12 protein-coding genes are annotated in these 14,684 nt (G+C 64.3%); 9 read left to right on the forward strand and 3 right to left on the reverse strand.

What is annotated here, in order from left to right; translation table 11 throughout:
* The first annotated feature begins 24 nt into the window (after positions 1-24).
* The 6 genes from EBMC1_RS03145 (at position 25) to glnA (ending at position 8,956) form a co-directional block, all read left to right on the forward strand.
* A complete protein-coding gene (locus EBMC1_RS03145; protein ID WP_003040429.1) occupies positions 25-1,164 on the forward strand; it encodes an energy transducer TonB in 1,140 nt (379 codons plus the stop codon).
* A gap of 187 nt (positions 1,165-1,351) precedes the next feature.
* The gene (gene clpA, locus EBMC1_RS03150) at positions 1,352-3,688 is read left to right on the forward strand and encodes an ATP-dependent Clp protease ATP-binding subunit ClpA (RefSeq protein ID WP_003040431.1); all 2,337 of its coding nucleotides are present in this window, start codon (positions 1,352-1,354) and stop codon (positions 3,686-3,688) included.
* Positions 3,689-3,772: 84 nt separating this feature from the next.
* Positions 3,773-4,612 carry a type I methionyl aminopeptidase gene (gene map, locus EBMC1_RS03155; RefSeq protein WP_003040435.1) on the forward strand — a complete coding sequence of 280 codons (840 nt, stop codon included), beginning with the start codon at positions 3,773-3,775 and terminating at the stop codon, positions 4,610-4,612.
* 111 nt (positions 4,613-4,723) lie between these two features.
* Complete coding sequence (locus EBMC1_RS03160; RefSeq protein WP_003040439.1) at positions 4,724-6,904, forward strand: PQQ-dependent dehydrogenase, methanol/ethanol family; 2,181 nt, start codon at positions 4,724-4,726, stop codon at positions 6,902-6,904.
* A 229-nt stretch (positions 6,905-7,133) separates the two neighbouring features.
* The gene (locus EBMC1_RS03165) at positions 7,134-7,472 is read left to right on the forward strand and encodes a P-II family nitrogen regulator (protein ID WP_003040441.1); all 339 of its coding nucleotides are present in this window, start codon (positions 7,134-7,136) and stop codon (positions 7,470-7,472) included.
* A 71-nt stretch (positions 7,473-7,543) separates the two neighbouring features.
* Positions 7,544-8,956, forward strand: a complete 1,413-nt coding sequence (glnA, locus tag EBMC1_RS03170; RefSeq protein ID WP_003040443.1) for a type I glutamate--ammonia ligase — start codon at positions 7,544-7,546, stop codon at positions 8,954-8,956.
* 78 nt (positions 8,957-9,034) lie between these two features.
* Here glnA and EBMC1_RS03175 read toward each other — a convergent pair whose 3' ends face one another.
* Both EBMC1_RS03175 and EBMC1_RS03180 read right to left on the reverse strand, forming a co-directional pair.
* Positions 9,035-9,697, reverse strand: a complete 663-nt coding sequence (locus EBMC1_RS03175; protein ID WP_003040446.1) for a hypothetical protein — start codon at positions 9,695-9,697, stop codon at positions 9,035-9,037.
* Positions 9,697-9,906, reverse strand: coding sequence for a helix-turn-helix transcriptional regulator (locus EBMC1_RS03180; protein WP_003040449.1), 210 nt, complete (start codon positions 9,904-9,906; stop codon positions 9,697-9,699). The genes EBMC1_RS03175 and EBMC1_RS03180 overlap by 1 nt, the downstream gene beginning before the upstream one ends.
* Positions 9,907-10,083: 177 nt before the next feature.
* Here EBMC1_RS03180 and EBMC1_RS03185 point away from each other — a divergent pair, with 177 nt between their 5' ends.
* The 3 genes from EBMC1_RS03185 (at position 10,084) to argJ (ending at position 14,299) form a co-directional block, all read left to right on the forward strand.
* Positions 10,084-11,397, forward strand: a complete 1,314-nt coding sequence (locus EBMC1_RS03185; RefSeq protein WP_003040450.1) for a M20/M25/M40 family metallo-hydrolase — start codon at positions 10,084-10,086, stop codon at positions 11,395-11,397.
* 92 nt (positions 11,398-11,489) lie between these two features.
* Complete coding sequence (locus EBMC1_RS03190; RefSeq protein ID WP_003040453.1) at positions 11,490-12,929, forward strand: aldehyde dehydrogenase family protein; 1,440 nt, start codon at positions 11,490-11,492, stop codon at positions 12,927-12,929.
* A gap of 137 nt (positions 12,930-13,066) precedes the next feature.
* Positions 13,067-14,299 (forward strand): bifunctional glutamate N-acetyltransferase/amino-acid acetyltransferase ArgJ, encoded by a 1,233-nt coding sequence (gene argJ / locus EBMC1_RS03195; RefSeq protein WP_003040456.1) that lies wholly within the window; start codon positions 13,067-13,069, stop codon positions 14,297-14,299.
* Between the two features lie 48 nt (positions 14,300-14,347).
* On the opposite strand, the gene trxA is transcribed toward argJ, so the two are convergent.
* Complete coding sequence (gene trxA, locus EBMC1_RS03200; protein WP_003040459.1) at positions 14,348-14,668, reverse strand: thioredoxin TrxA; 321 nt, start codon at positions 14,666-14,668, stop codon at positions 14,348-14,350.
* Between the last annotated feature and the right edge of the window lie 16 nt (positions 14,669-14,684).

Here is a 14,684-nt window from a genome sequence, read left to right on the forward strand (position 1 = left end):
TGAAATCAGGAACGGAACGAGCCGATGCCCCTTATTGCCGCGCTTTCGATTGCCGCCCTGGCCAGCACGCCGCCACCCCCTCCGCCCATTGTCATTCCGGCTCCTGTCGACAAGTCGCCCCTTCCGCTGCTTGAGTCTGCGGACGGTTGGCCAGCGCTGATCTCCTGGAATATCACCGATGCGCGCTGCAACGACGGCGCCCTCGACACTGCGGGCGTAAAGACCGTCCTGCGCGCGATGTCGAACCGGCCGATACGCAGCGCCGCCCAGATAATTTATCGTTTCGACATCGACGCCGACGGACGGCCGATTTCGATCGAGAGCGACGGGTCGCCTGGCGCTCTTGGTCAGGATCTACCGGCATCGCTGGCGGCAAGCCGTTTCCCGGTCGGGCAAGCCCGCACCCGATGCACGATACGCTATCGCATCAGCGCGCAGGCGGTCGGCGCCGCTGCACCCCCAGATCTGCTCGCTTATACGATGACGCCGATTTCGGGACCGTTGCCCAAAGAGGGATGGGCGCGCATTCGCGACATCGGCACTTGCGCCGAACCGCCGCGCCCCCGCCCACTCCTTCGCGCCTTTCCGGACTTTTCGAAAATCCCGGCGACGCCGGGACGAAAAGACTGGTCCTTTGTCCTTTACGACACCGATGCGAAAGGGCGCCCCGTCAACCTGAAGACATTTGCGGCGTCCGGCAATCGGGAGCTGGATGCGGCGGCGCGCGACGCCGTGGCACGATCGCGCTTCACCGGAGGCGTTCGCACGCAATGCCTCTACCCCTATCGGCGGGCGCCAGAGACGGTATCACCGCCGCCGATTCCCGATGCCGACGCATTCAGGCCGCAGGGCGCGACCTGCGGCGACGATCGCGCGTGGGACCGCAAGCCGGCCCTGATCTACCCCGCCGCTTATCGCCGGCGCGCGGTCGAAGGTTGGGCGGTGCTGACCTATGACATCGCCCCTTGGGGTGAAATCGGCAACGTCAAGGTTGCCGCGGCGCAGCCTGCTGCCGACTTCGGCACCCAGGCGCAGCGAATGCTCCTGTCCGCCCGGGCCGCGGCTTCGCCGCAAGGATGGACGGGCTGCGTCGAGCGGGTCCGTTTCCAGATGGGAACGGCGCAGGACGACGATGACAAACCCGATTCCGACGATGCGACCTAGCGCAGGCCCTGTGATTGAGCGGCGTCGCGCCCGCCAAATCCCAACGCCGCGTTAACCATAAGACAAGCCTGTCATCGTAATTTCACACGACCTTCCGCTTTTCCCTTGCGGAGAGACGGGAGCATCGCCACGTTGTGTTCCTAGGGGCGGCCTCTCCCCGGCACGTCCCCGCAAGGAGATGAAGACCATGCCGTCCTTTTCGGAGTCCCTCGAAAAGACCCTGCACAACGCGCTGAAGGCCGCGTCGGAGCGCCACCACGAATATGCGACGCTCGAGCATCTGCTCTACGCGCTGATCGACGACGAACATGCCGCCGAGGTGATGCGCGCGTGCGGCGTCGCGCTGGGCGAGTTGCAGTCGGCGGTGGTCCATTATCTCGACACCGAACTCGACAGCCTGAAGGTCGAGGGGCACAGCGACCCCTCCCCCACCAGCGGTTTCCAGCGCGTCGTCCAGCGCGCGATCCTGCACGTCCAGTCATCGGGCAAGGACGAGGTGACGGGCGCCAATGTCCTTGTCGCGCTCTTCTCCGAACGCGAAAGCTATGCGGTCTATTTCCTGCAGCAGCAGGATCTGACGCGGCTCGATGCCGTTTCCTACCTCAGCCACGGCGTCGGCAAGGGCGGCAAGCCCTCGCCCACCGCCGAGCCCGAGGAAAAGGAAGAAGCGAAGGACAAGAGCGAAGGCAAGAACAAGAAGGAAACCGCGCTCGACCAGTTCACCGTCAACCTCAACGAAAAGGCGAAGGGCGGCAAGGTCGACCCGCTGATCGGCCGCAGCGCCGAGGTCGACCGCACGATCCAGATTCTCTGCCGCCGCAGCAAGAACAACCCGCTCTATGTGGGCGACCCCGGCGTCGGCAAGACCGCGATCGCCGAGGGCCTCGCGCGCAAGATCATCGAGGGCGACGTGCCCGAGGTGCTGAAGGAAGCGGTGATCTATTCGCTCGATATGGGCGCGCTGCTCGCTGGCACGCGCTATCGCGGCGATTTCGAGGAGCGGCTGAAACAGGTCGTCTCCGAACTCGAAGGCATGCCGCACGCAATCCTGTTCATCGACGAGATTCACACGGTGATCGGTGCCGGCGCGACGAGCGGCGGCGCGATGGACGCCTCGAACCTTCTGAAGCCCGCGCTGTCGGGCGGCGTGATCCGCTGCATCGGGTCGACCACCTACAAGGAGTTCCGCAATCATTTCGAGAAGGACCGCGCGCTGCTGCGCCGGTTCCAGAAGATCGACGTGATCGAACCGAGCATCGAGGACACGAAGAAGATCCTCGCCGGCCTGCGCGACGCGTTCGAGAGCCATCATAATGTGAAATACACCGCCGACGCGATCAACGCGGCGGTCGAGCTGTCGTCGCGTTACATCAACGACCGCAAGCTGCCCGACAAGGCGATCGACGTGATCGACGAAGTCGGCGCGATGCAGATGCTGGTGCCGCCGTCGAAGCGCCGCAAGACGATTACCGCCAAGGAGATCGAGGCGGTGATCGCGACGATGGCGCGCATCCCGCCCAAATCGGTGTCGAGCGATGACAAGAAGGTTCTCGAAACGCTCGAGACCGACCTGAAGCGCGTCGTCTTCGGCCAGAATACCGCGATCGAGGTGCTGTCGTCGGCGATCAAGCTCAGCCGCGCCGGGCTGCGCGATCCCGAAAAGCCGATCGGCAATTATCTGTTCAGCGGCCCCACCGGTGTCGGCAAGACCGAGGTCGCGAAACAGCTCGCGCATCTGCTCGGCATTCCGCTCCAGCGGTTCGACATGTCCGAATATATGGAACGCCATTCGGTGAGCCGCCTGATCGGCGCGCCGCCGGGCTATGTCGGCTATGACCAGGGCGGCCTGTTGACCGACGCGATCGACCAGAACCCGCACTGCGTGCTGCTGCTCGACGAGATCGAGAAGGCGCATCCCGACCTGTTCAACATCCTGCTCCAGGTGATGGACAATGGCCGGCTGACCGACCACCACGGCAAGACGGTCGACTTCCGCAACGTCATCCTGATCATGACGACCAATGCGGGCGCGAGCGACATGACGCGCGAGTCGATCGGTTTCGGCACCCAGACGCGCGAGGATGCGCAGGAAGAGGCGGTGAAGCGCATGTTCACCCCCGAATTCCGCAACCGCCTCGATGCGATCGTCCCCTTCGGCTATCTGCCGCCGGAAGTCGTGGCGCGCGTCGTCGACAAGTTCATCCTGCAACTCGAACTGCAGCTTGCCGACCGCAACGTCCATATCCAGCTCGACGACAAGGCGCGCGAATGGTTGACCGCCAAGGGCTATGACAAGCTCTATGGCGCACGCCCGATGGGCCGCCTGATCCAGGAAAAGATCAAGCAGCCGCTCGCCGAAGAACTGCTCTTCGGCAAGCTCGTCCACGGCGGCGAGGTCAAGGTGAAGCCGAAAACCGGCGAGGATGCCAAGGTCGGCAATCCGCTGAGCTTCGAAATCACCCCGGCGGCGCCCAAAGCGAGCAAGGGCAAGGGCAAGGCCAAAGCCGAGAAGGCGGCAGAATAGAAACCGCTTCAACCCCTCCCGCTTGCGGGAGGGGTTTTGTTTGACCCCCTCGCTTTTTGGGGCTGCGGCGCCTATATCACCTGCATGTACAACTACATCTCCGTAACCGCCGACGAAGCGGCCACCCCCGCCCGCGTCCGCGACGGCACGATCAAGCTGCACGACGAATCCGGCTTTGCCGGAATGCGCAAGGCCGGCCGGCTGTCGGCCGAGATCCTCGACGCGCTCGTTCCTTTCATCCAGCCCGGTGTGACCACCGGGGCGATCGACGATCTGGTGCGCGAGATGATGCTTGCGGGCGGCGGCATTCCCGCGACGCTGGGCTATCGCGGCTTCACGCATAGCTGTTGCACCAGCATCAACCATGTCGTGTGCCACGGGATTCCCGACGACAAGCCGCTGCGCGAAGGCGATATCGTCAATGTCGACGTTACCAGCATCATCGATGGCTGGCATGGCGACACCAGCCGCATGTATCTGGTCGGCGAGGTTCCGATCAAGGCGCGGCGGCTGGTCGACGTGACCTATGAATGTCTGATGCTGGGCATCGAACAGGCGAAACCGGGCAATACGATGGGCGACGTCGCGCACGCGATCCAGAGCCACGCCGAACGCCATCGCTATTCGGTGGTGCGCGATTTTTGCGGTCACGGGCTCGGCCAGATGTTCCACGATGCGCCCGAAGTGGTCCACGCCGGGCGCCCCGGTACCGGCCCCGAGCTGAGGCCCGGCATGTTCTTCACCATCGAACCGATGATCAACACCGGCAAATATGCCGTGAAGATGCTTGCCGACGGCTGGACCGCGGTGACGCGCGACCGGTCGCTTTCGGCGCAGTTCGAACACAGCATCGGCATCACCGAGGACGGCTGCGAAATCTTTACCGCAAGCCCCAAGGGACTCAACGCCCCGCCCTGGGCCTGAAACCTGCCACAGACTTTAGGTAGAACACCCTAAATTCCCGCTTGCGAATCCGCTTCGCCCGGCGCAGTCTTGACGTGAACGTCAAGCATAGGACGTCGAGGGAGAGCGAATATGGCGAAACGGGTCATGGCGACCGCGCTGCTTTGTGGTGCGGCCTTGGTTCTGGCGGGTTGCAACGCGTCGAAGTCGGGCGGCACGGGCGGATCGCTCGACGATGCCGAGAAGGCGAGCGAAGCACTGCTCAAGACCGGCGGCAACGGTGACAACTGGGCCGGCATCGGCTATGGCTATGACGAGCAGCGCTTCAGCCCGCTCACCGACATCAACGACAAGAATGTGGGCGAGCTTGGCATTGCCTGGTTCGCCGACCTTGAGGACGCGCGCGGACAGGAAGCGACCCCGGTCGTCGTCGATGGCACCCTTTATGTCAGCCACGCCTGGTCGAAGGTCGACGCGTGGGACGCCGCGACCGGCAAGAAGCTCTGGTCCTTCGATCCCAAGGTGCCGGGCGACCGCGCTGTCAACGCCTGCTGCGACGTCGTCAACCGCGGCGTCGCGGTATGGGGTGACAAGCTCTTCGTCGGCGCACTCGACGGGCGGCTGATCGCGCTCGACCGCAAGACCGGCAAGGAACTGTGGTCAACGCAGACCTTCGATCCCCAAAAGCCCTACACGATCACCGGCGCGCCGCGCGTCGTGAAGGACATGGTGCTGATCGGCAGCGGCGGCGCCGAATTCGGGGTGCGCGGTTATGTGACCGCCTATGATGCCGATACCGGCAAGGAACGCTGGCGCTTCTACACCGCGCCGAACCCCGAAAAGAAGAAGGACGGCGCCGCAAGCGACGACATCTTCGCGTCGAAAGGCAATGCAACCTGGTCAGACCAAGGGGAATGGAAGACGTCGGGCGGCGGCGGCACGGTGTGGGACGCAATCGTCTATGACAAGGATCTCGACCAGATCTATCTCGGCGTCGGCAACGGCAATCCGTGGAACCATGGTACGCGTTCGAACGGCCAAGGCGACAACTGGTTCCTCTCGTCCGTGGTGGCGCTCGATGCGTCAACCGGCAAATATAAATGGCATTATCAGGAAACGCCGGGCGAGAGCTGGGACTATACCGCGACGCAGCCGATCATCCTTGCCGAGCAGGCGGTGAACGGCACGCCGACCAAAGTGCTGTATCATGCACCGAAGAACGGCTTTTTCTTCACGATCGACCGCACGACCGGCAAGCTGATCGACGCCAAACCCTTCGTCGACGGGATCAACTGGGCGACCGGCTATGACATGGCCACCGGTCGGCCGATCGAAAATCCCGATGCACGCTTCTACAAGACCGGCAAGCCCTTCATCGCGATCCCGGGCGCGCTCGGCGCGCACAACTGGCACCCGATGAGCTACAACCCGGCCACCGGCCTCGTCTATATTCCGGCGCAGCAGATTCCGCAGGGCTATATCCAGGATATGGACGAGCTGGACCGGCGCAAGGTGCTCGGCTTCAACATCGGCGCCTCGCTGACCGCGGCGATGCTGCCCGACGACAAGGCTGCTTTCCGCGCCGCCGTCGCCGCGACCACCGGACGCCTCGTCGCCTTCGATCCGCGCACCGGCAAGGTCGCCTGGGGCGTCGATTATCCCGCGGCATGGAATGGCGGCACGATGACCACGGCAGGCAATCTGGTCTTCCAGGGAACGAGCACCGGGCGCTTCCGCGCCTATGCCGCCGACACCGGCAAGCAGCTCCTCGACCTCGATATGCAGTCGGGGATCGTCAGCGCGCCATCGACCTTCCGCGTCGGCGGAGTGCAATATGTCGCTTTCCAGACCAGCAAGGGCGGCGCCTTTCCGCTCGTCGCCGGGGTCGCGGGCGGCGTGACGCGCAAGGTGCCCAATATTCCCCGCCTCGTGGTGCTCAAACTCGGCGGCACGGTGCAGCTCCCCGCCCCGCCCGCAACGACGACGCTGGCCTGGAATCCGCCCGCGCAGTTCGGCACGCCGCAGCAGATCGCATCGGGCAAGGCGCATTTCGGGCGCTATTGCCAAGTCTGTCACGGCGACAGCGCGATCGGCAACGGCTTCACCCCCGACCTGCGCGTTTCGGGCGCGCTGACCAGCGCCGATGCATGGAAGGGCGTGATCCTCGACGGCGCGCTCAAGGACCGCGGCATGGTGAGCTTTGCCAAGGTGCTGACCCCCGTCGATGTCGAGGCGATTCGCGCCTATGTCATCGACCGGTCGAACTGGACCAAGGCGAACCTGCCCGACGCGACGGCGCCCGTCGGGCGCTGATTGCACAAAATTTAATCACCGAAATCACGCCGTTGCCCAAAGGACGGGCAGCGGCGTAATTTCGTGCCAAATTTCTTACCGAAAGCTTGCGATTCGCCAATTGGCACGGGTCTTGATTGGTGCAAGATGGCCGCACACCGCACCGACTCACGGGGGAAACCGGTTCAGGCGCACCTGACCCGGCTTCGACCACAGGCAAAGGTGGAAGGCCCAAAGGGGGACATGAAGCGTGAAGAAGATTGAGGCGATCATCAAACCGTTCAAGCTCGACGAGGTGAAGGAGGCGCTGCACGAAGTGGGCGTCAGCGGCATCACCGTCACCGAGGCGAAGGGCTTCGGTCGCCAGAAGGGGCACACCGAACTGTATCGCGGTGCCGAATATGTCGTCGACTTCCTGCCGAAGGTGAAGCTGGAGGTTATCGTCGACGACAACATGGCCGAACGCGTGGTCGAGGCGATCGCCGCGGCGGCGCAGACGGGCCGCATCGGCGACGGCAAGATTTTCGTGATCCCTGTGGAAACCGCGCTGCGCATCCGCACCGGCGAACGCAATGAGGACGCGCTCTAAGCTCCATCGCTCCATCCCGTTCAACAGACGCCGGTCCAGCCGGTACTATTCGCAAAAAGGAAGAAGTGACCATGGCCACCAAGCCGAAGGATATCATCGCCCGGATCAAGGATAATGACATCGAGTGGGTCGATCTGCGTTTCACCGATCCCAAGGGCAAATGGCAGCATCTGACCATGTGCGCCGGCGTGATCGACGAAGACGCCCTTGAAGACGGCCTGATGTTCGACGGTTCGTCGATCGAAGGCTGGAAGGCGATCAACGAAAGCGACATGATCCTGAAGCCCGATCTCGAAGCGGTCTATGACGATCCCTTCTCGGCGACCCCGATGCTGGTGATGTTCTGCGACATCGTCGAGCCTTCGACCGGCGAAGGCTATGCCCGCGACCCCCGCACGACCGCGAAGCGCGCCGAAGCCTATGTCGCCTCGACCGGCATCGGCGACACCGTCTATGTCGGCCCCGAAGCCGAATTCTTCATGTTCGACGACGTCCGCTTCGAAACCGGCTACAACAAGTCGGGTTTCGAAATCGACGATATCGAACTGCCGACCAACACCGGCCGCGCCTATGAAGGCGGCAACCTTGGCCATCGTCCGCGCGCCAAGGGCGGCTATTTCCCCGTCGCGCCGGTCGACAGCGCCGTCGACATCCGCGCCGAAATGGTCTCGACGATGCTCGAAATGGGTCTGCCCTGCGACAAGCATCACCATGAAGTCGCCGCCGCGCAGCACGAGCTGGGCCTGACCTTCGGCACGCTGACGCAGACCGCCGACCGCATGCAGATCTACAAATATGTCGTGCATCAGGTCGCCCATGCCTATGGCAAAACCGCGACCTTCATGCCCAAGCCGATCAAGGACGACAACGGATCGGGCATGCACACCCACATCTCGATCTGGGAAAAGGGCAAACCGCTCTTTGCGGGCAACGGCTATGCCGGCCTTTCGGACATGTGCCTCTATTTCATCGGCGGCGTCATCAAGCATGCGAAGGCGCTCAATGCCTTCACCAACCCGACGACGAACAGCTACAAGCGCCTCGTCCCGGGCTTCGAGGCGCCGGTGCTGCTCGCCTATTCGAGCCGCAACCGTTCGGCTTCGTGCCGCATCCCCTATGGCGCGGGCGCCAAGGCGAAGCGCGTCGAATTCCGTTTCCCCGACGCGATGGCGAACCCTTATCTCTGCTATTCGGCGCTGCTGATGGCGGGGCTCGACGGCATCCAGAACAAGATCCACCCCGGCGACGCGATGGACAAGAATCTCTATGATCTGCCGCCCGAAGAACTCGCCGAAGTGCCGACCGTCTGTGGCAGCCTGCGCGAAGCGCTCGACAGCCTTACGGCCGATCACGACTTCCTCTTGAAGGGCGATGTCTTCTCGAAGGACCAGATCGAAGCCTATATCGAACTCAAATGGGCCGAAGTTTACAACTTCGAACAGACCCCGAGCCCGGTCGAATTCGACATGTATTACAGCGCCTGATCTGCAGCGATCAGTCACGCTCGAAGGGCGTCCGGCTTGGGGGAGCTCGGACGCCCTTCCCTTATCTGCTACCTGCGCTCAGCGCATCATCAGCCCGCGGCGACCGATCGCCACAAAGGCCCCGACAAGCATCATCGCGGCCAGCGTCGTCACCACGTCGATCGCGGTGAGCACCGGTCCGAGCCCCAGAAAATCGGCGGCGCCCCAGAAGGTCAGCCCGATCCAGCTCAAGCCGAAGGCCCAATAGCCGCCTTCGATGCCCAATTGGCGGTTAAGCTCGTCATATTGCCGCCGCCACGCCCAGCTCGCCGCGACACCGCCCGCAATCACGAGGGCCAGCACCGCCGCAGCCGCCTGCGCCGGAACGGGTCCGGTCGGAAAGGAGGGCGTGCGTGCGAGCGCGAGCGCAAGCAGCGCGGCACCGATTGCGCCCATGACGATGACCGATCGCCCCATGCCCGCGCGCTCCTCGCGCAGTTCGTCGGCATCGGCGACGTTGAGCAGCCTGGCGCCGGTGCGCGGCGCCGCCAGCCCGAAGCCGACAAAGGCCGCCATCAGAAGATAGAGGATGGCGACCCCGGCCAGCGCAACGCGCGATCCGCCCATCGCATCGATGAAATCGGTCCCGGCGACATGCATCAGCCCGGCGACCGTCCCCGCACCGACGATCGCGCCGACCAGCGCCCCGATCCCGCTCTTCTTCCACGCCGCAACGCTATGTCCGGCCACCAACTTGTCCATCACTCGTCCTCCGGCATCCAATGATCGATAAACAGCTCGCGCACCTCCAGCCCGAACAGCCGGGCCATGCGCAGCGCAAGCGGCAGGCTGGGGTCATATTTGTCGGTTTCGACGGCATTGATCGTCTGCCGCGAGACGCCGAGCCGGCGGGCCAGTTCGCCCTGGCTCCACCCCGCCTGCTCGCGGCAATCCCGAACGCGATTTTGCAATGACCGTCCTTTCAGCCTGTCAAACACTCTTTACAGACACGAAGCGCGCACTGTCAAACACTCTTTACAGGTCGTGCTCGAGATGGGGATCGGCAAGCGGGCGAATATTGTCGGGCGCGATGGCTTGCGGCGGCGGCCTTCAGGCGGCACAAGGGCCCGACAAAGGAGATTGTGCAGATGAAATCAGCCCGTTTCGCCGTGTTCGCCGCCCTTGCCGCGCTCGCGCTCGCCCCGGCCGCGCATGCCAAGCTGAGCCCGACCGAAAGCCGGATGGCCGGGACGGTCAAGGCCGAGCAGGAACGGTCGATCGCGCTGCTCGAAAGGCTGGTGAATCAGAACAGCGGCACGCTGAACCTCGCCGGGGTCGAAAAGGTGGCCGAGATGATGCGCGCCGAGCTTGAACCGTTGGGCTTTACGGTCACCTGGAAGCCCACCCCGGAAACGAAGCGCGCTGGCCATCTCATCGCGGTGCACAAGGGACGTGCCGACGGCAAGAAGATGCTGCTGATCGCGCATCTCGACACGGTGTTCGAACCCGATTCGCCTTTCCAGACCTTCACGCGCAAGGATGGCTGGGGTGAAGGCCCCGGCGCGGGCGACGACAAGGGCGGCATGGTCGTGATCGTCGCGGCGCTACGCGCGATGAAGGCGGCGGGGACGCTGAAAGACGCCAATATCGAGATCCATATGACCGGCGACGAAGAAGACGCCGGCGATCCGATCGAAAAATCGCGCGCCGACCTGATCGCGGCGGGCAAGCGCAGCGACATCGCGCTCGATTTCGAAGGACTTGTCCGCGACAATGGCGCCGACATGGGATCGATCGCCCGCCGCAGTTCGGAAAGCTGGACCGTCACCGCAACGGGCATGAGCGCCCACAGCTCGGGCATCTTCAGCGCCGAGGTCGGCGACGGCGCGATCAACGAACTGGCGCGCATCATCCGCGATTTCCGCACCCAACTGCCCGAACCCGATCTGACCTTCAACGTCGGGCTGATCGCCGGCGGACAGGAAGCGACGCTCGACACCGGCGGTATCCGCGCGACCGCAAACGGCAAGACCAACATCGTCGCTCCGATTGCGGTGGCGCGGGGCGACCTGCGCACGCTGTCGCCCGAACAGTCGGCACGGGTGAAGGACAAGATGGCGGCGATCGTTGCGCGCCATCTGCCCAGCACCGATGCGAAGCTTGCCTTCGACCCCGGTGCCTATCCGCCGATGGCGCCGACGGCGGGCAACAAGGCGCTGCTCGACCGGCTCAACGGCGTCAACCGCGACATGGGACTTCCCGAAATGGCGGCGCTCGACCCGCTGAAGCGCGGCGCCGGCGACATCAGCTTCGTCGCCGCCGATGTCGATGGCCTTGCCGGGCTCGGCACCTATTCGACCGGCGACCATGCGCCCGGCGAAAGGGTCGAATTGTCCAGCATCGAACGCCAGGCGACGCGCGCTGCCATACTCATGTCACGCATCGCCGCTGAAAAGCGCTGAGCCGGAAGAAATCGCAGCCCACCGCGCTTGATTCGTGCGGCACAGTGATTAGGTAGCAATCCGAGACGGAAGTTTCCGCCGATGGGAGAAAGATGATGAGCGATACCGAAACGCACCTGAAACAGAATTACATCGGCGGCAAATGGGTCGACAGCAAGGGCGGCAAGCTGCACGACGTCATCAACCCGGCGACCGAGGAAGCGGCATCGACCGTCGTGCTCGGCACCGCGGCCGACGTCGACGATGCCGTTGCTGCCGCCAAGCAGGCCTATAAGACATATTCGCAGACGACGCGGGAGGAGCGCCTGGCGCTGCTCGGCCGTATCGTCGAGGAATATAAGAAGCGCGGCGCCGATCTTGCCAAGTCGATGGCGGCCGAAATGGGCGCACCGGTCAGCTTCGCAGGCACCGCGCAAGTCGGCGCCGGCATCGGCGGCTTCCTCGGCACGATCGAGGCGCTCAAGAATTTCGAGTTCAGCGAACAGCATGGCGCAAACAAGGTCGTCTATGAACCGATCGGCGTCGTCGGGATGATCACCCCCTGGAACTGGCCGCTCAACCAGATCGCGCTCAAGGTCGCGCCCGCGCTCGCCGCTGGCAACACGATGGTGCTGAAGCCGTCGGAAGAATGCCCCGGCAATGCCGTTATCTTCGCCGAAATCCTCGATGCGGCAGGCGTTCCGCCGGGCGTGTTCAACCTGGTTCAGGGTGACGGCCCGACCGTCGGCAATGCGATCAGCGCGCATCCGGGGATCGAAATGGTGAGCTTCACCGGATCGACCCGCGCCGGCATCCTCGTCGCCAAGGCGGCGGCCGACACGGTAAAGCGCGTCCATCAGGAACTGGGCGGCAAATCGCCGAACATCGTCCTGCCCGACGCCGATCTGGCCCAGGTCCTGCCCCCGACGGTGCAGGGCGTGCTCGTCAACACCGGTCAGAGCTGCATCGCCCCGACGCGTATTCTGGTCCACAAGGACCGCAAGGAAGAGGCCGTCGGCGTCATCAAGGCGATGTTCGACGGAACGCAGGTTGGCGATCCGGCGCAGGAAGGCGGTCATATCGGCCCCGTCGTCAACAAGGCGCAGTTCGAAAAGATCCAGGGCCTGATCCAGTCGGCGATCGACGAGGGCGCAACGCTCGAAACCGGCGGCACCGGCCTGCCGGCGAACGTCAACCGCGGCTATTTCATCAAGCCGACCGTCTTCTCGGGCGTCACGCCCGACATGCGGATCGCCAAGGAAGAAGTGTTCGGCCCCGTTGCGACGATCATGGAATATTCCAGCCTCGACGAAGCGGTCGATATCGCCAACGACACCGAATATGGCCTGTCGGCCGTGGTATCGGGCGATCCGTCCAAGGCGGCAGAGGTGGCGCCGAAGCTGCGCGCCGGTATGGTCGCCGTCAACGCCTGGGGCCCCGGACCGGGCGCGCCCTTCGGCGGTTACAAGGCGTCGGGCAATGGCCGCGAAGGCGGGCTGTTTGGCCTCAAGGACTTTATGGAAGTCAAGGCGATCAGCGGCATCCCGGCGTAAGCCGACCGATCCTCCTTGTGGCGACGCCGCGGGGAGGACGACCGCCGGGAAGCGCTCGCCGCTGAACTCCGGCAGCAAAGCCCCTTCCGTTCGCGGGAGGGGTTTTTCTTTGCCCCCCCAACGGCTATGCGCGCGCCATGACTGATCGCTCGCCGCTCGCGCCCGCTGCCTTCCCCGCCCTGCCCGAAATCGCCGGGGTGACGCGCCGTATCGCGCGCGCGCACTACAAGAATTGGGACCGCTGCGACCTCACCTATGTCGAACTGACGCCGGGTACCGTCGTCGCGGGCGTGACGACGCAGAATGTCTGCTGTTCGACCGAGGTCGAAATGTGCCGCGAGGGCATCGCCCACGGCCGCGCCCGCGCGCTGATCGTCAATGCGGGCAATTCGAACGCCTTCACCGGCTATCGCGGACGCGAGGCGGTCGAGCAGATCGTCGATCAGGTCGCTGCGCATCTGGCGTGCGATCCGAGGGAAGTGTTCGTCTGTTCGACGGGCGTGATCGGCGTGCCGTTGCCCAAGGACAAGGCGCGCGCCGGCGTCGCCAAGGTCATCAGCTTCGACACCCCGAGCGCAAGCTGGGAAGAAACGGCGCAGACGATCACCACCACCGACACCTTCCCGAAGGGTGCGGCGGCGAGCGCGGTCGTCGGCGGTACCACGGTGCAGGTCGCGGGAATCGTAAAGGGATCGGGGATGATCGCGCCCGACATGGCGACGATGCTCGGCTATATCTTCACCGATGCCGCGGTGGCGCCCGATCTGTTGCAAGCGATGCTGAGCGAGGCGACCGCGGACAGTTTCAACGCGATCACGGTCGACAGCGACACGTCGACCAGCGACACGGTGCTGCTGTTCGCGACCGGCCTGGCGGGCAATCCGGTGCTGACGACGCGCGACGACCCGGGCGCCGACGCGCTTTATGCAGCGATCCGCAGCGTGGCGCTCGATCTTGCGCAGCTTGTCGTGCGCGACGGCGAAGGCGCGTCGAAATTCATCGAAATTGCGGTGACCGGCGCGGTCAGCGATGCCAGCGCCAAGCGCGTCGCGCTGTCGATCGCCAATTCGCCGCTGGTCAAGACCGCGATCGCGGGCGAGGATGCCAATTGGGGCCGCGTCGTGATGGCGGTGGGCAAGGCAGGCGAACCCGCCGACCGCGACCGGCTGGCAATCCGCTTCGGCGACCATTGGGTCGCGAAGGACGGGCTACCCGTCGACGGCTATGACGAGGGCCCCGTTGCGGCGCATCTGAAGGGCCAGGACATTCGCGTCGGCGCCGACCTCGGCCTCGGCGACGGGCGCGCGACCGTTTGGACCTGCGACCTGACCCACGGCTATATCAGCATCAACGCCGACTATCGGAGCTGAGTTTTCCGAGAAACGTCACCCCCGCAAAGGCGGGGGCGACGATTTGTATCAAAGCGCGCCTTCGAGCCAGCCCTTGAGCGCGCTCTTCGGTGCGGCGCCGACCTTGGTGTCGGCGATCTGGCCGTTCTTGAACAGGATCATCGTCGGGATGCCGCGCACGCCATATTTGCTCGGCGCGTCGGGATGGTCGTCGATGTTCAGCTTGGCGATCACCACCTTGCCGGCGAGTTCGTTCGAAATTTCTTCGAGCGACGGGCCGATCATCTTGCACGGACCGCACCATTCGGCCCAGAAATCGACGAGCACGGGGGTGTCGCTGTCGAGGACATCGGCCTGAAAGCTGGCGTCGGTGATTGCCTTGGTTGCCATCGTCTGAACTCCTGAA

Source organism: Sphingopyxis sp. MC1, from assembly GCF_000371385.1.
In the GTDB taxonomy this organism is placed as follows: Bacteria; Pseudomonadota; Alphaproteobacteria; order Sphingomonadales; family Sphingomonadaceae; genus Sphingopyxis; species Sphingopyxis terrae.

Coding starts and splice junctions, on each gene's coding strand:
- EBMC1_RS03145 (WP_003040429.1), top strand. CDS start 25: ATGCCCCTTATTGCCGCGCTTTCGATTGCCGCCCTGGCCAGCACGCCG.
- clpA (WP_003040431.1), top strand. CDS start 1,352: ATGCCGTCCTTTTCGGAGTCCCTCGAAAAGACCCTGCACAACGCGCTG.
- map (WP_003040435.1), top strand. CDS start 3,773: ATGTACAACTACATCTCCGTAACCGCCGACGAAGCGGCCACCCCCGCC.
- EBMC1_RS03160 (WP_003040439.1), top strand. CDS start 4,724: ATGGCGAAACGGGTCATGGCGACCGCGCTGCTTTGTGGTGCGGCCTTG.
- glnA (WP_003040443.1), top strand. CDS start 7,544: ATGGCCACCAAGCCGAAGGATATCATCGCCCGGATCAAGGATAATGAC.
- EBMC1_RS03175 (WP_003040446.1), bottom strand. CDS start 9,697: ATGGACAAGTTGGTGGCCGGACATAGCGTTGCGGCGTGGAAGAAGAGC.
- EBMC1_RS03185 (WP_003040450.1), top strand. CDS start 10,084: ATGAAATCAGCCCGTTTCGCCGTGTTCGCCGCCCTTGCCGCGCTCGCG.
- EBMC1_RS03190 (WP_003040453.1), top strand. CDS start 11,490: ATGATGAGCGATACCGAAACGCACCTGAAACAGAATTACATCGGCGGC.
- argJ (WP_003040456.1), top strand. CDS start 13,067: ATGACTGATCGCTCGCCGCTCGCGCCCGCTGCCTTCCCCGCCCTGCCC.
- trxA (WP_003040459.1), bottom strand. CDS start 14,668: ATGGCAACCAAGGCAATCACCGACGCCAGCTTTCAGGCCGATGTCCTC.